The 20,180-nt window shown below is 51.7% G+C and carries 17 protein-coding genes and 1 other annotated feature; of the genes, 7 read left to right on the top strand and 10 right to left on the bottom strand.

Annotation, left to right across the window (positions count from 1 at the left end; genetic code table 11):
* Positions 1-105: LrgB family protein (locus ACY2VW_RS11880; RefSeq protein ID WP_461878212.1), on the top strand; the 105-nt coding region annotated here is incomplete at its 5' end.
* A 173-nt stretch (positions 106-278) separates the two neighbouring features.
* On the opposite strand, the gene ACY2VW_RS11875 is transcribed toward ACY2VW_RS11880, so the two are convergent.
* The 3 genes from ACY2VW_RS11875 to ilvB are packed head-to-tail and all read right to left on the bottom strand — an operon-like array spanning position 279 to position 3,674.
* Positions 279-1,415 (bottom strand): ROK family transcriptional regulator, encoded by a 1,137-nt coding sequence (locus tag ACY2VW_RS11875; protein ID WP_461878211.1) that lies wholly within the window; start codon positions 1,413-1,415, stop codon positions 279-281.
* An 18-nt stretch (positions 1,416-1,433) separates the two neighbouring features.
* A complete protein-coding gene (ilvN, locus tag ACY2VW_RS11870; protein ID WP_022463092.1) occupies positions 1,434-1,943 on the bottom strand; it encodes an acetolactate synthase small subunit in 510 nt (169 codons plus the stop codon).
* 12 nt (positions 1,944-1,955) lie between these two features.
* Entirely contained in the window at positions 1,956-3,674 is a 1,719-nt protein-coding gene (gene ilvB, locus ACY2VW_RS11865; RefSeq protein WP_461878210.1) for a biosynthetic-type acetolactate synthase large subunit, read from the bottom strand.
* Positions 3,675-3,738: 64 nt separating this feature from the next.
* Positions 3,739-4,015: a binding site (T-box leader), on the bottom strand.
* A gap of 135 nt (positions 4,016-4,150) precedes the next feature.
* Between ilvB and ACY2VW_RS11860 the strand changes: the two genes are divergently transcribed.
* A complete protein-coding gene (locus tag ACY2VW_RS11860; RefSeq protein ID WP_461878209.1) occupies positions 4,151-5,272 on the top strand; it encodes a phosphotransferase enzyme family protein in 1,122 nt (373 codons plus the stop codon).
* Positions 5,273-5,376: 104 nt separating this feature from the next.
* On the opposite strand, the gene ACY2VW_RS11855 is transcribed toward ACY2VW_RS11860, so the two are convergent.
* The gene (locus tag ACY2VW_RS11855) at positions 5,377-7,392 is read right to left on the bottom strand and encodes a beta-galactosidase (RefSeq protein WP_461878208.1); all 2,016 of its coding nucleotides are present in this window, start codon (positions 7,390-7,392) and stop codon (positions 5,377-5,379) included.
* A 161-nt stretch (positions 7,393-7,553) separates the two neighbouring features.
* On the opposite strand from ACY2VW_RS11855, the gene ACY2VW_RS11850 reads away from it, so the two are divergent.
* Positions 7,554-8,375, top strand: a complete 822-nt coding sequence (locus ACY2VW_RS11850; RefSeq protein ID WP_461878207.1) for a helix-turn-helix transcriptional regulator — start codon at positions 7,554-7,556, stop codon at positions 8,373-8,375.
* 78 nt (positions 8,376-8,453) lie between these two features.
* On the opposite strand, the gene ACY2VW_RS11845 is transcribed toward ACY2VW_RS11850, so the two are convergent.
* Genes ACY2VW_RS11845 through ACY2VW_RS11835 form a run of 3 tightly spaced genes read right to left on the bottom strand, consistent with a single transcriptional unit; the run spans position 8,454 to position 10,828 of the window.
* Positions 8,454-9,848: an NAD(P)/FAD-dependent oxidoreductase gene (locus tag ACY2VW_RS11845; RefSeq protein ID WP_461878206.1), complete on the bottom strand. Its 1,395-nt coding sequence runs from the start codon at positions 9,846-9,848 to the stop codon at positions 8,454-8,456.
* 24 nt (positions 9,849-9,872) lie between these two features.
* Positions 9,873-10,136, bottom strand: a complete 264-nt coding sequence (locus tag ACY2VW_RS11840) for a hypothetical protein (protein ID WP_055221292.1) — start codon at positions 10,134-10,136, stop codon at positions 9,873-9,875.
* 23 nt (positions 10,137-10,159) lie between these two features.
* Positions 10,160-10,828: an HAD family hydrolase gene (locus ACY2VW_RS11835; protein ID WP_461878205.1), complete on the bottom strand. Its 669-nt coding sequence runs from the start codon at positions 10,826-10,828 to the stop codon at positions 10,160-10,162.
* Positions 10,829-11,002: 174 nt separating this feature from the next.
* Between ACY2VW_RS11835 and ACY2VW_RS11830 the strand changes: the two genes are divergently transcribed.
* The 3 genes from ACY2VW_RS11830 (at position 11,003) to pepF (ending at position 14,347) form a co-directional block, all read left to right on the top strand.
* The gene (locus ACY2VW_RS11830; RefSeq protein WP_461878204.1) at positions 11,003-11,824 is read left to right on the top strand and encodes a Cof-type HAD-IIB family hydrolase; all 822 of its coding nucleotides are present in this window, start codon (positions 11,003-11,005) and stop codon (positions 11,822-11,824) included.
* Between the two features lie 143 nt (positions 11,825-11,967).
* Positions 11,968-12,462 (top strand): hypothetical protein, encoded by a 495-nt coding sequence (locus ACY2VW_RS11825; RefSeq protein WP_461878203.1) that lies wholly within the window; start codon positions 11,968-11,970, stop codon positions 12,460-12,462.
* An 82-nt stretch (positions 12,463-12,544) separates the two neighbouring features.
* The gene (gene pepF / locus ACY2VW_RS11820; RefSeq protein ID WP_461878202.1) at positions 12,545-14,347 is read left to right on the top strand and encodes an oligoendopeptidase F; all 1,803 of its coding nucleotides are present in this window, start codon (positions 12,545-12,547) and stop codon (positions 14,345-14,347) included.
* 97 nt (positions 14,348-14,444) lie between these two features.
* Here pepF and pdxR read toward each other — a convergent pair whose 3' ends face one another.
* The 3 genes from pdxR to ACY2VW_RS11805 form a co-directional block, all read right to left on the bottom strand.
* On the bottom strand, positions 14,445-15,851 hold the full coding sequence (gene pdxR, locus ACY2VW_RS11815; RefSeq protein WP_461878201.1) for a MocR-like pyridoxine biosynthesis transcription factor PdxR: 1,407 nt from the start codon (positions 15,849-15,851) through the stop codon (positions 14,445-14,447).
* An 87-nt stretch (positions 15,852-15,938) separates the two neighbouring features.
* On the bottom strand, positions 15,939-17,612 hold the full coding sequence (locus tag ACY2VW_RS11810) for a glutamine--tRNA ligase/YqeY domain fusion protein (protein WP_022463080.1): 1,674 nt from the start codon (positions 17,610-17,612) through the stop codon (positions 15,939-15,941).
* A gap of 151 nt (positions 17,613-17,763) precedes the next feature.
* Complete coding sequence (locus ACY2VW_RS11805) at positions 17,764-18,252, bottom strand: Lrp/AsnC family transcriptional regulator (RefSeq protein ID WP_461873911.1); 489 nt, start codon at positions 18,250-18,252, stop codon at positions 17,764-17,766.
* A 289-nt stretch (positions 18,253-18,541) separates the two neighbouring features.
* On the opposite strand from ACY2VW_RS11805, the gene ACY2VW_RS11800 reads away from it, so the two are divergent.
* On the top strand, positions 18,542-19,954 hold the full coding sequence (locus ACY2VW_RS11800; RefSeq protein ID WP_461878200.1) for an aspartate ammonia-lyase: 1,413 nt from the start codon (positions 18,542-18,544) through the stop codon (positions 19,952-19,954).
* Positions 19,955-20,180: the final 226 nt, after the last annotated feature.

Raw genomic sequence — 20,180 nt, 5'->3', positions numbered from 1 at the left:
GCCATGGAGATGGGCGATGTCGAGGGTGCGATGAGCAGCCTTTCGATTGCGGTTGCAGGTATTCTGACTGTGGTCGGGGCATCAATTTATGCGATGTTTATCTAAAAACGAACTCTGCAGAAAACATAAAAATCCGGGAATGGAAAGCATTTTAAAACTTTCCGTTCCCGGATTTTCTATAGAGGATACCGATTTCTCTCCGCCCGCCACTGCCGTTATGTTTCTTTTAACAATTCATTCCACCGCTTTATAAGCGGGGGACTTCTTGTCTACTGGTGTTAAAATTCCGACTGCAGAAACTCTTCAATAAAGAGAAGCGCCGCGCCGATCGCCGGTGTGTACTGGCCGTGTGTGCCGACCAGAAGCTGCTCCCGCACAAGCGGAAACGGGCTGGCTGCATTGACTTTTTCAAGCAGTGTCCGGCAGTCTTCTTCTGTGAAATACGGCGCAAGGTAACCGCTCACAATCACCGCTCCGTCGAGCAGCAGATTTGCTGTCTTCATTGCATAGGCGAGATGAGACAGGTACGCATCCCAGATTTCTGCAAGACGCGCATCGTTTCCTTCCCGCAGTGCCGGGAAAAATTCTTTGACCGGCATCTCTGCTGCCGCTTCCAGCGCATTTGCGGAACAGTACGTCTCCAGGCACCCTCTCTGCCCGCAGTAGCACTCCGGCCCTTCCGGGTCGATGCAGATATGCTCGAGCGTTCCGCTGTGCATCGAAAGCCCCTGATGCACCTTGTGATTCGTGATCACCGCCCCGCCCAGGTTGCGGTTCAGCAGGAATACCACCGCACTTTCAATCTCCGGATGATTCCAGAGTTCCAGGGACGCCGCCGCTTTCGAATCGTGCTCAAGGCGGCACGGATACGGAATCCGTGTGGAAAAGTCGGCGAGCTTCATATCCGTATTGTGGAGAATCTCCCCGTAAAGCACCGACTCCCCGTCCGGCGCCGGGATTCCCTGCGTCGCAATTGATACACCGAGGACCTTTTCCCTGTCATACCCATTGCGTTCCAGGAACGATTCCAGCGCCGCCGCAAGCCCGTCATAATACGCATCACTCTGCGCAAACGGCACAGCGACCGTCTCCTCTGCGATCGCCTCTCCGTAGAGATTGACCGCAGCCAGATGAAACATGTTTTTCAAAATGCCGACACCGACCGCAATCCGGTACTCCGGCACGATCTGGATCACCTGGGCTTTCCGGCCGCCGGTCGACTCGAAAAAGCCGTCCCGCGAAATCAGCCCCTCCTCCTCGAGCACGTTGAGGTTCTGGCTCACGGTGGAAAGCCCCATCGTCAGATCCTGCACAATCTGCTGCTTCGCCGTCTGCCGGCGCTCATAGATGTACTGATACACACTTTTCTTATTAATCTTTTTTAACGTAATTGTGGTAATACTCTTTTCGTTCACGCAAAAACGTCCTCTCTTTTACCGCTCCATCACATTGATCGACTCGATACCGACGCTTCCGCCGCGCACGACCTCGATCTTGCCGAATTCCTCTTTCATCAGCTTCACAACCGCATCGTTTTTCGTCGCCGTCTGGACAAACTCGAGCAGCAGGCTGTCTTTTCCGTAGTCGATGACCTTCGCCTTGAACGTCTCGGCGATCTGGAACAGCTCGACTTTGTCAGCTGCGCTGCAGTTGAATACCTTGATATACAGAATCTCTTTCATTCGCACAAACACATCGGTGAAATCGATGACTTTGATGACCTCGACCATGCGGTTCAGCTGTTTTTTGATCTGCTCAAACGTCTCATCGTCGCTGACCGTGGCGATCGTCATACGCGATACGGTCGGGTCCTCGGTCGTTCCGACGGTCAGACTGTCCAGGTTATAGCTTTTTGCGGAAAAAAGCCCGGAAATCTTGGAAAGGACACCAACCTGGTTTTCTACGTACAGTGAAATCCATCTTTTTTTCATTCCTTTATTCATCGCGCTCTCCTCCTAACAGTCCATAATCATATCTTCGAGCGTTCCGCCCGGCTTGATCATCGGGTAAACCATTTCCTCCGGATCGATGATAAATTCGATGATCGTCGGAGTCCTGGTGTTTTTCTTCGCCTCTTCAAACGCTGCGGCAATATCCTCTTTCTTCATGACGCGGATGCCTTTTGCGCCGTAACTCTCAGCCAGCTTAATAAAATTCGGCGTGTATTCCGGATACTCTTCTCCGTCTGTTCTGCGGGAAAGTGCACCGGCGCGCAGATTCGTCATGCTGTACCGTTTGCCGTAAAACAGTTTCTGCCACTGGCGTACCATGCCGAGGTATTCATTATTAAAGATACACAGGATAACCGGCAGCTCTTCGAGAACAGCAGTCGCAAGTTCCTGAATATTCATCTGCATACCGCCGTCACCGGAAATCGCAATGACCGGTTTGTCCGGGTTGCCGATTTTTGCTCCGATCGCGCCCGGAAGGCCGTATCCCATCGTTCCAAGACCGCCGGACATGATGATCTGGCGGTTTTCGGTAATGTCGACGTACTGGCTTGTCAGCATCTGGTGCTGTCCGACGTCGGTGACGATGATCGCGTCATCAAACTGCTCGTTGATCGCGTTGAAAATATCAAGCGGTCCCATCACGCCGTTCGGCCGCATCGTCAGCGGATGCTCGTTTTTCCAGGCATCGATCTGCGCGAGCCATTTCGATGTAGAGCATGGCTCTACGTACTCTGCCATCTTCGTGATCGCCTCTTTTGCATCGGCTACGATCGGAATATCGACGTGGATGTTTCGGGAGATCGAAGCGGTGTCGATATCGATGTGGATGATCTGTGCGTGCGGGGCAAATTCATGCAGCTTTCCGGTGATACGGTCGTTGAAACGTGTTCCGATGGAGAACAGCAGATCGCACTCGCTGACTGCCATATTGGCCGCATACGCGCCGTGCATGCCGAGGTTTCCGATGAACAGCGGGTGTTTCGTGGAGATCGCGCCGCGTCCCATAACGGTTGTGACAACCGGCACCTGTGTTTTCTCGACCACTTCGCGGAAGACCTCCTGCGCATGTGCGATATTGACACCGCCGCCTGCAAGGAACAGCGGGCGTTTTGCTTTTGCGAGCATTTTCAGCGCACGTTTTAACTGGCCGATGTGTACGCTGGTGTTCGGTTTGTAGCCGCGGATGTTGACGTTCTTCGGATACTCTGCGCTGCCGAGCTCTGCCATGACATCTTTTGGAAGGTCAATGAGAACCGGGCCCGGTTTTCCGGTGCGGGCGATGTAGAAGGCTTCTTTGATGATGCGTCCGAGGTCTTCCCGGTTTCTGACGGTCACGCCGTATTTCGTGATGCTGCGGGTGATGCCGACGATATCAACCTCCTGGAACGCATCGTTTCCGATAAGGTGGCGGGCTACCTGTCCAGTGAAGCAGACAAGCGGAACGCTGTCGTAGTTTGCCGTTGCAAGGCCGGTAACCAGGTTGGTTGCACCAGGGCCGCTGGTAACAAGGCATACGCCGACTTTTCCTGTCGTTCTCGCATAGGCATCCGCCTCATGCACCAGCGCCTGCTCGTGGCGCGGCAGAACGATTTTGATTTCATCCTGTTTGTAAAGCTCATCGCTGATATCGATGGTGCAGGCTCCCGGATAACCGAAGAGATACTCGACACCTTCCTCTTTCAGAGCCTTTACCAGAAGTTTGTTTCCTGTAATCTGTTTCATATGAAAACCTCCTGTTCTAAATTAAAAACTCCCTGAACGTAAGACACAATTTTCTGTGCCTTACGTTCAGGGAGAATGTTTCCATCCACGGTACCACCTGAATTCCAGAAGAATCCTCTTCTGCTCATTCCGTACAGGATTTTAAACGTTTCATCCGATACGGCATCCCGGTAACGTGGGAATGACGTTGGAGCCTACTGGGAAAAATTGTTGTCTGCTTTTTCTGTTCAGTCCACTGCTCGAGGGCTACTTCCACAGGCGCGCTCACGGAAACTTTTCACCAGCCGTTTCCTCTCTTTTGCTTCACGCCGCCAGGTACTCCTCCCTGTCACTGCATTTTTGATTTACTTTGTTGTCTATTATAGTCGGAAATGACACACGTTGTCAATCGTTTCGCGCCCTTTTCTTGACTTTTTGCCCTGCATGTGCTTTACTTAAGCAGGTTTGGCTAAATAAGAATAAGGAGTTTTATACCCATGATGATGACATACACACAGGAAGAGCTCTCTTCCATTGTCCACGCATTTTCCTTTCCGGGCACCGTCACGGACTGGACGCCGCACGGAAACGGCCATATCAACGATACGTTTCTGGTCCGCTCCACCGAAAACAGTGTTCTCCGCAAATCGATTCTGCAGCGTATGAACCGCACTGTTTTCCACAATCCAACGGAGCTGATGCAGAATATTGCACAGGTGACCTCGTTTCTGCGGAAAAAAATCACGGCTGCAGGCGGAGATCCATTCCGCGAGACGCTGAACCTGATTCCGACGACAGACGATGCCTGGTTTTTCGTCGATGAACGCGGAGAATTCTGGCGCGCATTTCTCTTTATTTCCGATGCGTCCTGCTATGATGCCGTGACAGATCCGAAGCTGTTTTACGAAACCGGTAAGGCTTTCGGCCGCTTTCAGCAGATGCTCTCCGATTTCCCGTCCGCCTCTCTTTTTGAGACGATCCCGGATTTCCACAACACACCGCTCCGCTATCAGGCACTTTTACAGGCGGCACAGGCGGATTCGAAAGGACGGCTGAAAAACGTTTCGGATGAGATGGCGTTTTTCCTCGACCACGCAGACGATTACGGCGTGGCCGAGCGCATGAAGGCCTCGGGCGAGCTGCCGCTCCGCGTAACGCACAACGATACGAAACTGAACAACATTATGATCGATGACAAAACCGGCGAAGGCATCTGTGTCATCGACCTCGACACGATCATGCCGGGACTGTCGATCTTTGACTTCGGCGATTCGATCCGCTTCGGCGCGAATACGGCCGCTGAGGACGAACAGGATGTCTCGAAGGTGTCTCTTTCCCTTCCGCTCTTTGAAAGCTACACAGAGGGCTTTCTCGCAGGCTGTGCCGGTTCCCTGACCCGCGCGGAGGTCGAGATGCTGCCGATGGGTGCAAAACTGATGACCCTCGAATGCGGCATCCGTTTTCTCGCTGATTACCTGATGGGTGATACCTACTTCAAAACCGCTTACCCGGAGCACAACCTCGTGCGGGCGCGGACGCAGATCGCGCTTGTGGCGGATATGGAAGAAAAATGGGGCGAGATGGAGAATATCGTCGCACGGGCTTCGTTTTCCCACTAAGCATCCGAATAAATTCACTGCATCAAAAAGGCACAGCTGGAAGTATCTTTCTGCTTCCCGCTGTGTCTTTTTTGTTATTTTTCTACTATATAATATGTTTCATATTATGCTCTCGGAACGCTGACAATGCGCAGATCGTATTTCTTCAGCATCTCGCCGCCCTGTACTTTTTCTCCAGTCAGGATATCTTCTTTTCCGTCGAAGACTGCCGGAAGCGGAAGCTCCTCATCCTTGAAGTTGATGATAAAGTACAGATCCTCGCCGTCTGCCTGGCGTTTTGTGATTTCCAGTGCGGTTGCTTCTTCGATGACCGGCTGAATAGCTGCGCCGTCTGCTGCCATGGCAAGTACTTTTGCAAGGCCGTTCTCGGAGAGGTCGGTTCCGACATAGTATACGATTCCTTTTCCGAACGAATTCTTCGCAACTGCGGTCATGCCTGCGTAGAAGTCATCCTCATATTTGGCAACTTCTTCGGCTCCCTCGAGGTGCATCAGGTCGCATACGAGACGGCACTCTTCCTCGGTTCCATCTGCGAAACGGATCTTGTTTCTCTGCTCCGGTGCAAGAGCATCGATCTCTTCTACCCATACGCCTGCCATTTTTCTGAGCGGTCCCGGGTATCCGCCGAGATGAACGTTGTCCGACTGTCCGACGATACCGCTCATGTAGGTGGTGATGAGGGTTCCGCCTGCCTGTACATAAACTTCCAGGCTCTCTGTCACACCGTCTTTTACCATGTAGAGAACCGGTGCTGCAACGAGGTCATATTTGGAGAAGTCCGCGTCGACCGGAATCATATCGACAGCGATGTTCTTGTTATAGAAGTAATTGTACATCTGCTCGATCTGGTCTACGTAACGTAAATCGCGGTTCGGTCCGCTGGTGTACTCCAGTGCCCAGTAGTTTTCCCAGTCGAAGATGATGCCGACTTTTGCGTGGTTCTCGGAGCCCATCACACGGCTTCCGATTTTCTCCAGTTCTTTTCCGAGCTGGGTTACCTCACGGAAGACACGGGTATCTGCGGTTCCTGCGTGTGCGATAACAGCACCGTGGAATTTCTCGCATCCGCCGACGCTTCTTCTCAGCTGGAAGAACTGAATCGTGTCTGCGCCGTGTGCAACGGTCTGATAGCTCTGTGCGCGCATCTGGCCCGGTTTCTTTAAGGAGTTGTACGGCTGCCAGTTCTGCTGGCTCGGAGTCTGCTCCATCAGCATGAACGGTGCGTCTTTGAGGCCGCGCATCAGGTCGTGGGTCATAGCTACGTGGCTCCATGGCGTATTGTAGCTCGGGTAGTTGTCCCAGGATACGATATCCATTTCTTTTGCCCACTTGAAATAGTCGAGGCCTTTGTACGTTCCCATCAGGTTTGTGGTGATCGGGGTTTCTTTGTCGTATTTACGGATCGCGTCGCGCTCCATTTTGTAGTTGTTCAGCATGCCGTCGGAGTTGAAACGCATGTAGTCAAGAGAGATACCTGCGAATGCAGTGCCGCATCCCCATGCCATTCCGTCTCCCAGATCGTTCGGCGGTACAATCTCGTCCCAGTCGTAGATCGTGTGGCCCCAGAACTCCATGTTCCATGCCTTGTTGACTTCGTCGAGTGTTTTATATTTGTCTTTCAGCCATACGCGGAATGCCTTTGCACAGTTCTCGCAGTAGCACTCGCCGCCGTACTCATTGCTGATGTGCCAGCAGACGATGTTTTTGTTGTCGCCGTAGCGCTCAGCCAGTTTTTCTGCGAGGCGTTTTGCATATTTCTGGAAAACCGGGCTGTTCGGGCACGCATTGTGGCGATGGCCGAATTTGTGATGGCGTCCTTCGAAATCGGTTCTTGCCACTTCCGGATAACGGTGTACCATCCATGCCGGGAGTGCGCCGGTGGATGTTGCCATGACGATCTGAACGTCCTCTTTTGTCAGGGTGTCTACGATCTCGTCGAGCTCGGTGAAGTCGTACTCATTCTCGGACGGCTGGATTTTTGCCCAGGAAAATACGTTGATCGTGGTGCTGTTGATGCCGGCCTGATGGAAAAGTTTCATATCCTCATCCCAGATCTCTTTTGGCCACTGGTTCGGGTTGTAGTCTCCTCCGTATAACATTTTTTTGAATTTTGGCTGCATTTTTTTGATTCCTCCTGTGTTTGGATATCTCGTTTTGATGGCTCTATTATATACTGGTCTTTGTGAGAAAAGTATGATATGCTTGTCTAAAAAGTATGAATTTTCGAAACTCATTCCGGAATCTTATTTTAGACTTTTCTTTCAGAAAGGAACTGACTGTTATGCCTATTTTCTTTAAACCGTCCGCCTCGGATTTTTCCCTCTCCGCCGACAGCATCGGCAACCGCTGGCTGCAGGAGCCCGTTGTGCGCCCGAACGGCTTTCCCCTGTATCACTGGATCCAGACGGAACGCGGCGAAGGGCTGCTGACCCTCGAAGGCCAGGAACTTTTGCTGAAACCAGGCGACGGGGTTCTGATTGCTCCGCATGTACCGCATGAATACCGCGAAAACGGCGGAAGCGGGATGTGGTTTACATCCTTTCTGACCTTTGACGGAAAGCTCTCCGAGGATCTCTATAAAATCTGTGCCGTCGCGCCGTATCTTTTTGTCCCGGCCTCGGAGGGTACGTGGTTTCAGAAATGGATTGACCGTATGATCGACTCGCATTTTCTGAAAAATGAAATCGATGATACTGCACTCTCCGTTGGATGCTTCGAGTTTCTGACACGGCTTTCCCAGCTCCGCACCGGCCTTTCCCGGACGGAGCATCCGCTGTATCTCCAGTATGTCCGCCCGGCAATACAGGAAATCGAAAGTCACCTTTCCGACCCGCTCGATGTGGATGATCTGGCGGAACAGCTCCATATCACGCCGCAGTACCTGACCCGCCTGTTCCAGCGTTTTGTCGGCAGCTCTGTCCGCTCGTACATCAGCGTTCTGCGCATCAGCCGCGCCAAGGAGCTTCTCATCAGCCGTCCTTACACTACGCTCGACGGCATCGCTGCCCTCTGCGGCTACCGCGATGTCAGTTACTTTATCTCGGTTTTCCGCCAGCAGACCGGGACAACGCCGAAGCAGTTCCGGAAGCTGTACGGCGTATAATCTGCAGCATCCCACTTTCCGGCACAAAAAAATCCTCCGTCTCATTTTACAGACGAAGGATCTTTTTTTCATTCTCTCTTATTTCATGCTTTTCAGAATGCTTCTCGCAACCGACAGTCCGTTTGCGCTTGCCTGCTGGAGGCCGCGGGTCACGGATGCGCCGTCGCCGATGGCGCGGAGGCCTTTGACGCTGGTGCAGAAGTCTTTGTCTACGACAACTTTGTTGGAATAGAATTTTACCTCTACGCCGTACAGCAGAGTCTCATCGCTGGCGATACCCGGGGTAACTTTATCGAGGGCTTCGATCATCTCGGCAATGTCGACCATGATACGGTGCGGGAAGACCAGGGAAAGGTCGCCCGGAACGGCATCTTTTAAGGTCGGGATCAGGTTGTTGCGGCAGAGACGCTCTTCTGTCGTTCTTCTTCCGCGCTTGAAATCGCCGTACGTCTGAACAAGGATCTTGCCGTCGCAGAGCATGTTGGAGAGCTGTGCGATCTGTTTGCCGTACTCGATCGGGGTCTTGAACGGTTTCGTGAAGTTTTTCGATACCAGAAGGGCAAAGTTTGTATTGTTTGTCTTGAACTCCTGGGATTTGTAAGCGTGGCCGTTTACAACTGCCAGACCGTTTTCATAATACTCGGTTGCCACCTCTCCGGACGGGTTCGTACAGAAAGTACGTACCTTATCATCGAAGGTCGGGGTATAGTAAACGAGTTTTGCCTCGTACAGGTTCTTGTTCAGGAACTCCATGACCTCGTCGCGGACTTCCACGCGGACACCGATATCGACAGTTCCGACCTCGGTCTCAATGCCGTGACTGTTGCAGATATGGGAGAACCAGTCGGCTCCCTCTCGGCCTACTGCGGAGACAATCTCATCTGCCTCGTAAACCGTTCCGTCCTCAAGCGTTACAGCTGTCGCACGGCCGTCCTCGATCATAATATTATTGACCATCGTGTTGAATTTCATCTCCACGCCGATCTCTTTTAAGTGATCCTCGAGGCGGCTGTAAATCTTGTAGCCTTCCTCGGTTCCGAGATGGCGGATCGGACATTCGATCAGTTTCAGGTTGGCGTTGATCGCTCTGCGGCGGATCTCACGGATCTCTTTTTCTTTATCGACACCGTAAACGTTCTTGTCTGCGCCGAAATCCAGATAGATCTGGTCGGACTCGTGGATCAGCTCAACCGTCTTTTCATATCCCAAAATCTCCGGCAGATTTCCGCCGACATCCGGGGAAAGGGAAAGCTTTCCGTCGGAGAATGCGCCTGCTCCGGCAAATCCCGTTGTGATCGAGCACGGTTTGCAGTTCACGCATTTTTTCGTTTTTCTCTTTGGACACTGACGGCTCTCGATCGAACGTCCTTTTTCGATCATCAGCACCTTCAGATCCGGTTTCTCTTTCAGCAGTTCATAGGCACAGAAAATACCTGACGGGCCTGCGCCGATAATAATGACATCATATTTCATTCTTTTTTAATTTCCTCTCGTTTTTTACCCCATCACGATCAGATACTGGCCGTCCGGCAGGGCAAAGACTTCGCTCTGCTCTTCTAATTCCGCATCCGACATTTCTTCCACGTCCATGCCCTCTTCTTCCATGTAGGCGCGCACGTCGTCCAGATTGTCGGCAACGACTGCAAGGCAGTCCTCCAGAAAGGCCTCTGCCTCATCGTAATTTTCAGCCACCGGCTCATCGAATAACTGGCCCTGATTCATTAAAAATGTGTTGATGCATTCTTCGGTATATTCTCCCATTCTGGTTTCCTCCTCTATTCGTTTTATTTTTCCTGATTCTTTCTGTGAAAAAGCATTAAGATTTCCTCCGGCCGGTCGAGCAGTTCCATCGCGTGGTTGTCGATCAGCTCCTGGCGCGGACGGAATCCCCACGTCACACCAACGGTAAACATGCCTGCAGCATTTCCGGTCTGCATATCCGTATTGGTATCTCCAAAATACAGGCACTCTTCCGGTCTGGCGCCGAGTGCGTCTGCAATCGCAAGCGCACCGATCGGGGACGGCTTTCTCGGGATTTCTGCGGTCTGCCCCTGAATCCGGTTGAAAAAGCCCGGTCCGTACACACTTTCCACGACGTGGATGGCCGCCTCGTGCGGCTTGTTGGAACATACGGCAATCGGAACTTCTTCCCGCAGCGCGGTCAGGGTTTCCCGCATATTAGGATACGGCTTTACATGATACAGCGGGTCCTCGTTGAACCACGCGCGGCCAAGGCGGATGCCCTCCTGCAGATAGTTCAGTTCTGCATCTCCGGCGTCCTTTAAGGCGCGCTCCACTGCCAGATCGAAACCGTCTCCGGCGTAAAAGTTGAAGGCTTCTACCGGGCGCGGCACAAGTCCAAAATGTTCCAGAACGCGGTTGACTGCATGCGCAATCGATTCTACGGTGTCTGCGATGGTGCCGTCCAGGTCAAAGATACAAGCTTTTATCATATTCTGACTTCCCTTCGTTGTCTCTTTTGTTCTTCGATTTTCTTTCTTCTCTCTCTTCTTGTCCGCAATCATTATATCCTGTATTTTCTCCCTGCGCAACCATATTTTCTTTTCCTGCACTTTGTGATAAAATGAAGCTGTTTTTCAGATTCTTGGAAAGGAAAAAAACAGAATATGAATCAGACTGTGAAAATATTTTTTACCGATATGGACGATACCCTGCTAAATTCCGAAAAGCAGGTGACAAAAGAAAACATGGATGCCATTTCAGAGGCACTTGCCGCCGGCCACAAAATTGTGTTCAACACCGGCCGCCCGCTCTCCGGCTTTCTGCCGATCTTAAAAGAGCTCGGACTTGACCGCGAAGGCTGCTATGCCATCGCTTTCAACGGCGGACTGATTTACGACTGTGCTGCGCAAAAAACGCTGTACCGCCGCACGATTCCGCTCGAATATGCACGCGTCATTTTCGAAAAAACGCAGGAGGCAGGCCTCTACTGCCACACCTACTCCGACACCTCTCTTCTCTGCCGCCATGCGGGCGAGGAAACGCGTATTTACACGCAGGCAATCCACATTCCCGTTGTGGAGGATCCGCTTCTGCCGGAGCACCTCGCCGAGGAGCCGTGCAAGATGATTGTAATTGATCTCCACGACCGTGCCAAAATGGATGCTTACCGCGCTGTCATGGAGCCGTGGGCGAAAGGAAAAATTTCGATGTTCTACTCCAGCCCGCATTACCTCGAGCATGTCCCGGAACACGTTTCCAAGGGCCATGCCGTGAAAAAACTCTGCGAGCTTCTTCAGATTCCGCTTGCCAACACCGTGGCCGCCGGAGATCAGGAAAATGATATTTCGATGATCGAGGCCGCTGCCGTCGGTGCCGCCATGAAAAATGCAACCGATGCGGTAAAAGCGAGTGCGGATTATATCACAGAAAACGACTGCAACCACAGCGGTGTGGCAGAGATTCTTCGTAAGTTTATCCTTGCCTGATGCTGTTTCTGTGTCAGGAAACCTTCTTTTTCTTGTTTTCTTTGGCACTTTTTCCGAATCCCGTAAGATTTTACTTTCTTTTTTGTTGAAACTGTATTACAATAGTTTCAAAGGACAGCATTTGAAAGGAGACTTGAATCGAGATGTCACGGAAATCAAAACGTATTCTGCTTACTCTGGCTTCTGCCGCTGTCGGCGCAGCCTGCGGTGCGGCAGTCTATTTTATCCGGAAAGGAAAAGCAGATCTTGAAACAGATTTTGACGATTTTAAAGACGAATTTGAAGAGGAAGAGCCTGCTCCTGCTGAACGTACTTATACGACCCTTCCGAAAACGAAAAGTACAGAGGATGCTGCACCGGATCCGGAATCTGCAGCTTGCAATGAGGGTTCCGAAACAGCTGATGCAGAAGCTGAAAGCGAAACCGCAGAGTCCGAAGAAGAAAACACGGAAAAAGAAAGCGGTGCGGACGATAGCGAAAGCGCATGTGAAGCGCCGAACGCTGAATCTGGCGATGATGAAGCGGATTCTTGCAAGGAAGAAACAACAGAAGAAACTGCAGGCGCCGCAGAAGAAACACCGTCTGCTGCGGATTGTGAAGTTTCTCCGCAGGAAAAAAGCGAAGTAACCGCAGAATAAAACCCAAAAACAGAATATAGAACCATAAGGAAGTAATTCCTGGGGAGGGAAACCTCCCCTTTTTTATGGAAAGGAGATTGTTATGGAACTTGCAAAACGCGATGACGTCCCTGTAGAACTTACCTGGGACCTGTCTTTAATCTATCCAGCCGAGGAGGCCATGCTTGCCGATGCGCAGAAAATGAAAGAGTTAAGTCTTTCTATGGAAGCATCCTACAAAGGAAAACTCACCAGCGCAGATGTTATCAATCAATGCCTCGACGATTACCAGGAGGTCTACCGTCTGATCACACTGACCGCCAACTACTGCGATCTCGCCGTCTCTGTCGACTATTACAACAGTGCAAACCAGACGCGCAACGACCGCATCAACAGCCTGATCTCTGAGATTTTCAGCCGTCTCACCTTTATCGAGAGCGAGCTTTCCGAACAGTCCGAGGATGTTTTGAACGAGGCCATGCAGCAGTCAGATGCGAACCGCTGCTATCTCGCCGAGATTCTCCGCAACAAGGCACACCGCCTGAGTCCGGAAACCGAGCGTGCCATTTCCGCTCTGTCCCAGACCTTCTCAGCTCCATACCAGATCTACAACATGGCAAAACTTGCCGATATGAAATTTGATTCTTTCACCGTAAACGGAAAAGAATATCCGCTCGGCTACTCCCTGTTTGAAGATAATTATGAGTACGAAAAAGACACCGATATCCGCCGCAGTGCATTCTCTGCCTTTTCTGCCAAAATCAGACAGTATGAAAATGTAACTGCAGCCGCTTACAATACCCAGCTTCAGACGGAAAAGACCATGGCCACGCTGCGCGGCTTCGATTCCGTCATCGACTCCCTTCTGTTCCCGCAGCAGGTCAGCCGCGAGCTGTACAACCGTCAGATCGATCTCATCACCACCCGTCTGGCTCCGCATATGCGCAAATATGCCCGCCTGCTGAAAAAGATCCACAACCTTGACCACATGACTTTCGCCGATCTGAAAATCGCCGTCGACCCGGAGTACGATCCGTCTGTCACGATCGAGGAATCGAAACAGTACATCGAAAAAGGCCTTGCCATTCTCGGCGACGATTACGTTTCCATGATTCAGGAGGCGTACAAAAAACGCTGGGTTGACTTTGCACAGAACCAGGGAAAATCCACCGGCGGCTTCTGCGCCAGCCCGTACGGAAAAGGTTCCTTTATTCTCTTAAGCTGGAATAACCGCATGGCAGATGTTTTCACGCTGGCGCATGAACTCGGCCACGCCGGCCATTTCCGTCTCTGCAACGGCGCACAGGCGATTCTCGATACCGAGGTTTCCTCTTATTTTGTCGAGGCGCCGTCTACCATGAACGAGCTTCTGATGGCTCATTATCTGCTGAAAACGAACCCGGACAAGCGGTTCCGCCGCTGGGTTTTAAGCTGTATGATCAGCAACACATATTATCACAACTTTGTCACCCATCTGATGGAGGCTGCTTACCAGCGCGAGGTTTACAAGCTCATCGATGCCGGCGACAGTGTACAGGCTGAGACGTTAAGCAGCATTATGAAAGAGACCCTGCAGAAGTTCTGGGGCGACGATGTGGAAATTTCCGATGACGCAGCGCTCATCTGGATGCGCCAGCCGCATTACTATATGGGACTTTACTCTTACACCTACAGCGCCGGACTGACCGTTGCCACACAGGTCTGCAAGCGCATCGAAACCGAAGGCCAGACCGCTGTCGATGACTGGAAAAAGGTACTGACTGCCGGAAGCACAAAGACACCGGAAGAACTGGCAAAGATGGCCGGCGTTGATATCTCGACGGATGCGCCGCTTCTCGATACGATTGAGACGATTGGATCGATCATCGATGAGATCTGCGAGCTGACCGAAGAGCTGGGCTGCTGATCCCGTCCGCATTGCAACTCTCTATCAAACAGTAAAAACGGATTGTTCCGTCAGTTTCTATCACTGACGAAGCAATCCGTTTTTTTCATATCTTTTTTCACGCATTCCAGCATTTTTTCAGAATCGCAGCTGCCTCTGCAATCTTCTCCTCCGAAAGCCCCGCATACCCGATCAGCACCGTGCCGCCCTGTGCGGGATCTGCGGCAGCGCCGATGCTGTACCGCTCCAGCCCATACACACGCACGCCAGCCTCTTTTGCCCGCTGTACCGCCTCCGCTTCAGAGAGTCCTTTCGGCAGGTGGACCAGCACATGGACGCCCGCATTCTCGCCGGACACCGTGTACTCCCGCCCAAACTCCTTCAGAAGCCGGATCAGCAGGTCGTGCTTTCCTTTATACTGCGCACGCATCCGGTTCAGATGACGCTCGAACGCGCCGCTCCGCATAAATTCTTCCAGAATCTTCTGATCCGTCTTCGAAACTGTCGCGGAAAAGCATCTTCCGTTCTCCTCGTAGGCAGGCAGCAGCGTCTCCGGCAGCACCATGTAGCTGATGCGGATGGACGGCGCAATCGCCCGCGAAAACGTTCCAAGATAGATCACTTTTCCCTCTGTGTCATTGCCCTGCAGTGCCGGGATCGGGCGGCCCTTGTAGCGGAATTCACTGTCGTAATCATCCTCGATCAGATACCGCCCATTTTCCCTCGATGCCCACGTAAGGAGCTGCATCCGCCGCTTCATCGGCATGACCATGCCCATCGGGAACTGGTGGGACGGCATGATGTACGCCAGATCCGCCCCGCTCTTTTCCAGCTCCGCCGGCCGCATGCCCGCTTCGTCCATCGAAATCGTGCACATCGCATAGCCGAGCTTTGCAAAGCAGCGGTAGGCACTGATATACGTCGGGTTTTCCATCGCCACTTTATGACCACGCCCTAAGATCACCGAAAGCAGCATCAGCAGATAATCATTTCCCGCTCCGATGATGATCTGCTCCGTGCGGCAGTTCACGCCGCGTGCGTGGTGCAGATAGTCGCGGATCGCTTCCCGGAGGCCGTGCTCGCCCTTCGCATCCCCAAGCTGGAACAGTCTGTCATCTGCGTCCAGCAGGACTTCTTTCGAGATCTTCTTCCAGCTGTTCTGCGGAAATCCACCCGGCGCCGTGCCGATCACCGCAAAATCGCAACGGAACGGCGTCTGCTCCGCGGCATCATCCTCTTTTGTCTCCTCTTTCTTTTCATCGAGGCGGTACAGTCCCTCAATCTCACAGACAAAATATCCTTTGCACGGCACACTCTCCAGATACCCTTCGGATACGAGCTGCTCATACGCCAGATCCACGGTACTCCGGCTCACCGACAGATAGCCCGAAAGCGCCCGCGCCGACGGCAGCCGCTCCCCTGCACGGATCCGTCCGCCGCGGATTTCCTCGCGGATAAAACCGTAGATCTGCTCATAGAGCGGTGTCTTCCGGTGCGGATCCAGCGAAATCGTCAATTCATTCATCTTCCCATCTCCCCTGACAAAAAGAACAGCCGCCTGGGATGTCGGTTTCATCCAGGCGGCTGCTCTGTTCCATTTCAAAATTCTTATTTATTTCGCTGCCGGCAGCTTGAAAGAGCTCTTCAGGGATACGATGCGGTTGAACACCAGTGCATCCTCTTTGGAATCTTTTGCGTCTACACAGAAGAATCCGTTTCTGACAAACTGGAAGCTGTCGTATGCTTTCGCATCTTTTAAAGACGGCTCCAGATAGCACTCTTTTAATACGGTCAGGGAGTTCGGATTCAGGTTCATGGAACCATCCTCGTTGTAAACGCCCTTCTCCTCGTCGATCAGGTTTTCGTACAGACGGCACTCTGCTTTGACGGCTGTCTTTGCTGCTACCCAGTGGATTGTTCCTTTGACTTTTCTTCCGTCCGGGGAATTTCCTCCCTTGGACTCCGGATCGTACGTTCCATGGATTACGGTAATGTTTCCGTTCTCGTCTTTCTCGCATCCGGTGCAGGTTACAAAGTATGCGTTCATCAGGCGGACTTCATTGCCCGGGAACATACGGAAGTATTTGCGGACCGGCTCCTCCATGAAGTCTTCGCGCTCGATGTACAGCTCTCTTCCGAACGGTACCTGGCGGCTGCCAAGCTCCGGATTCTCGAGGTTGTTCTGTACTTCCAGCATCTCGATCTGGTCTTCCGGATAGTTGTCGATGACAAGTTTCACCGGATTTAAGACTGCCATGGTACGGGCTTTTTTCAGCTTCAGGTCCTCGCGGATGCAGTACTCCAGCATCGCATAGTCAACGGAGCTGTTTGCTTTTGATACACCGCACAGATCTACGAATTTCTTGATGGACTCCGGTGTAAAGCCTCTGCGGCGGAGTGCTGCGATGGATACGAGACGCGGGTCATCCCAGCCGTCTACCACGCCGTCCTCTACCAGCTTTTTGATGTAACGTTTTCCGGTAACCACGTTGGTCAGATACAGCTTTGCAAACTCAATCTGGCGCGGCGGCATCGGATATTCCAGCTCGCGTACAACCCAGTCGTACAGCGGACGGTGGTCCTCAAACTCCAGCGTACAGATAGAATGGGTAATGCCTTCGATGGCGTCCTCGATCGGATGCGCGAAGTCGTACATCGGGTAGATGCACCAGGTATCGCCGGTTCTGTGGTGATGCATATGGGCTACACGGTAGATAACCGGGTCTCTCATGTTGATGTTCGGTGATGCCATATCGATTTTCGCACGGAGTACTTTGCTTCCGTCCTCGAATTCGCCGTTTTTCATGCGCTCGAACAGGTCCAGATTTTCCTCTACGGAACGATTGCGGTACGGGCTCTCTTTTCCAGGCTCGGTTAAGGTTCCGCGGTACTCACGGATCTCCTCTGCGGACAGATCGCAGACGAATGCTTTTCCTTTTTTGATCAGTTTTACGGCTGCCTCATACATCTGTGGGAAATAATCGGATGCGTAGTACAGATGATCCTTCCAGTCTGCGCCAAGCCACTGGATATCGGCTTTGATGGAATCGACAAACTCGGTTTTCTCTTTTGTCGGGTTGGTATCATCGAAACGCATGTGGAACTCTCCGTTGTACTCCTGTGATAAACCGTAGTTTAACAGAATGGATTTCGCATGTCCGATATGAAGATAGCCGTTTGGCTCCGGCGGGAATCGTGTGCAGACATGGTCGTAAACGCCCTCTGCCAGATCTTTGTCAATCGCAAGCTCGATAAAATTTTTGGAAACAACTTCTTTTTCTTCCATAATAAGGTCAGGCCTCCCTCAAATCTTTTCGTTTGGAGCACTGCCCCGAAAAGGGCGCAAAATGCTCTGTGTATTCTATCACTATAACACAAAAGCATTCTCCTGCAAAGCATTTTTTTCGGTACACAAAGCCGCCGGAGCGGACCGGTGCCTATTCTTCTGCCTCGTGTGCGGTCACCTGGCGGTGCTCCACGGAGGTCGAGAACACGATCTGCGTCCGCGTCCGTCCAAAATGCTGCAGCTCGCCGATAAACTGGTCGAGCTCAATGGTACTAACAAAAAGGCCCTCAATGAGCATGGAGTAATCACCGGTAACGCAATTACATTCCACGACATTGTGGACCTTTTCAATATAGGGATAAAATTCTTTTTTCTGAACCGGCTCAACCTCGAGGTTGATGAACGCTTTGATCGGATATCCCAAAAGCGCCGGATTTAATTTGACCTGATATCCTGTAATGTAGCCTTCCTTCTCCAGCCGCTCAATTCTGGCGGAAACTGCCGGGGAGGATAAAAATACGTGTTCCGCGATTTCTTTCAGCGGCATCCTGGCGTTTTCCCGAAGGAGATTCAGGATTTTTGCATCGATATGATCGAGCTCATGGCGCGCCGCATCGTTTCTGCTTTTTTCATGTTTCATACGCTGCTCTCCTGTTTTTTCACTTTTATACTGTTCAGCATATCACGTTCGCCGTTTTTTGTCTACGAAAACGTGATCCGACAGAAGCCGGCTTTCGAAAAGAAAGAAAAAGTGCTTCTGTCCCTTGGTATTTAAAATCAAACGCAAAAATAAATAAGATTTCACAGTTCTTCGGCGGCGGTATTTACAAATTCTGCGGCTGGTGTTATTCTTCCGGTATCAACTGAAAAACAAGAATTGTTTCAGACAATATATACAATTTAACTCGTGCAGAAAGAAGGAGATTATTATGAAAACAAGAATGGAAGCAGATTCAATTGGTACCCTGGAAGTCCCATCTGACGCCTACTATGGAGTACAGTCTCTCCGTGCAAAACGGAATTTTCCGATCACAGGAACACCGATCAACCCAGTCATGATCCAGAATCTCGCCAAGATCAAAAAGGCAGCTGCCATCTCCAACCGCGAAGCAGGACGTCTTCCGGAAGAAAAAGCGGCTGCCATTATCAATGCCTGTGATGAAATTATTTCCGGCAAATTAAAAGAAGAATTCATCGTTGACGGAATCCAGGGCGGTGCCGGAACGAGCGCCAACATGAACGCAAACGAAGTCATCGCAAATCGTGCTATTGAGCTTCTGGGCGGCACAAAGGGAGATTATTCTATTGTTCACCCGAATGATCACGTCAACATGGCACAGTCCACGAACGACGTTATCCCGACTGCCGGAAAGCTGACCGTTCTTGATCTGCTCCCGCATCTGCTGCACGCACTGGAATCTCTCCACGCTGCACTGCTCGGCAAGTCACAGGAGTTTGACCACATCCTGAAAATGGGAAGAACACAGCTTGAGGACGCTGTTCCGATGCGTCTCGGCCAGAGCTTCCACGCTTACGCAACGATGATTGAGCGTGACATCCGCCGCATCCACCGCACCAGCAAAGATCTCTATACGGTCAATCTCGGCGGAACCGCGATCGGCACGACCATCAATGCTTCGGACTATTATCTCCACCACATTGTTCCGACACTCGCCGCTGTCACAGGCTACCCGCTGATGCAGGCGGAGGATCTGTTTGATGCGACGGAGAACCTCGACTGCTTTGTGAATGTTTCGGGTTCTCTCAAAACCTGCGCCGTCAACCTTTCCAAGATGTGCAACGATCTGCGTCTTCTGTCCAGCGGTCCGCGCACCGGCTTCGGCGAGATCAACCTGCCGCCGATGCAGAACGGTTCCTCGATCATGCCTGGAAAGATCAACCCGGTTATCCCGGAGGTTGTGACACAGGTTGCGTTCCATGTCATCGGAAATGATACGGCCATCACGATGGCTGCTGAGGCAGGACAGATGGAGCTGAATGCGTTCGAGCCGGTTGTCTTCTATTCCCTGTTCTCCTCCATCACCTCGATGACAGGAGCCGTTACGACACTCGTGAAGAACTGTATTCTCGGCATTACGGCAAATGAGAAACGGTGTGAAGATCTCGTTTCGAAGAGCGTCGGCATCACGACAGCTCTCTGCCCGTATATCGGATATCAGAAAGCAGCTTCGATTGCGAAGAAATCGCTGAAGACAGGCGAGAGCGTTACCTCTCTCGTTCTGAAGGATGAGCTGCTGACGCAGAAGCAGCTCGACGACATTCTCGACCCGTACGCGCTGACCGGACCGGAACTGCCGGACGAGAATGATCTGGTGGGCTGAATCCGCTCTGTATCATATGAAAACACCAGAAAAAGACTTCCCGGATGTTATGTTTGTCCGGAAAGTCTTTTTCTCGTTCTGCTCTATCTGAAATTCTTCTTATAGCAATCCCCGAAAATAATGCAAAAAATTCAGCACCGCAGAGCGTGAATTACTGCGTCACAGATTTTCGTCGTACCCCGGTACGCCTTCAAATCTGTTCCTTGCAATTCGCGCTCTGCAGCAC

The organism is Fusicatenibacter sp., assembly GCF_977045365.1.
Note: the sequence above shows the minus strand (reverse complement) of the source record. Positions and strands in the feature narration are given on the sequence as shown.

Bases quoted from the DNA above. Each gene is read 5' to 3' on its own strand.
- ACY2VW_RS11860 (WP_461878209.1), top strand. From the start codon at position 4,151: ATGATGATGACATACACACAGGAAGAGCTCTCTTCCATTGTCCACGCA.
- ACY2VW_RS11805 (WP_461873911.1), bottom strand. From the start codon at position 18,252: ATGAAACATGAAAAAAGCAGAAACGATGCGGCGCGCCATGAGCTCGAT.
- ACY2VW_RS11810 (WP_022463080.1), bottom strand. From the start codon at position 17,612: ATGGAAGAAAAAGAAGTTGTTTCCAAAAATTTTATCGAGCTTGCGATT.
- ACY2VW_RS11800 (WP_461878200.1), top strand. From the start codon at position 18,542: ATGAAAACAAGAATGGAAGCAGATTCAATTGGTACCCTGGAAGTCCCA.
- ACY2VW_RS11835 (WP_461878205.1), bottom strand. From the start codon at position 10,828: ATGATAAAAGCTTGTATCTTTGACCTGGACGGCACCATCGCAGACACC.
- pdxR (WP_461878201.1), bottom strand. From the start codon at position 15,851: ATGAATGAATTGACGATTTCGCTGGATCCGCACCGGAAGACACCGCTC.
- ilvB (WP_461878210.1), bottom strand. From the start codon at position 3,674: ATGAAACAGATTACAGGAAACAAACTTCTGGTAAAGGCTCTGAAAGAG.
- ilvN (WP_022463092.1), bottom strand. From the start codon at position 1,943: ATGAATAAAGGAATGAAAAAAAGATGGATTTCACTGTACGTAGAAAAC.
- pepF (WP_461878202.1), top strand. From the start codon at position 12,545: ATGGAACTTGCAAAACGCGATGACGTCCCTGTAGAACTTACCTGGGAC.
- ACY2VW_RS11840 (WP_055221292.1), bottom strand. From the start codon at position 10,136: ATGGGAGAATATACCGAAGAATGCATCAACACATTTTTAATGAATCAG.
- ACY2VW_RS11825 (WP_461878203.1), top strand. From the start codon at position 11,968: ATGTCACGGAAATCAAAACGTATTCTGCTTACTCTGGCTTCTGCCGCT.
- ACY2VW_RS11850 (WP_461878207.1), top strand. From the start codon at position 7,554: ATGCCTATTTTCTTTAAACCGTCCGCCTCGGATTTTTCCCTCTCCGCC.
- ACY2VW_RS11830 (WP_461878204.1), top strand. From the start codon at position 11,003: ATGAATCAGACTGTGAAAATATTTTTTACCGATATGGACGATACCCTG.
- ACY2VW_RS11855 (WP_461878208.1), bottom strand. From the start codon at position 7,392: ATGCAGCCAAAATTCAAAAAAATGTTATACGGAGGAGACTACAACCCG.
- ACY2VW_RS11845 (WP_461878206.1), bottom strand. From the start codon at position 9,848: ATGAAATATGATGTCATTATTATCGGCGCAGGCCCGTCAGGTATTTTC.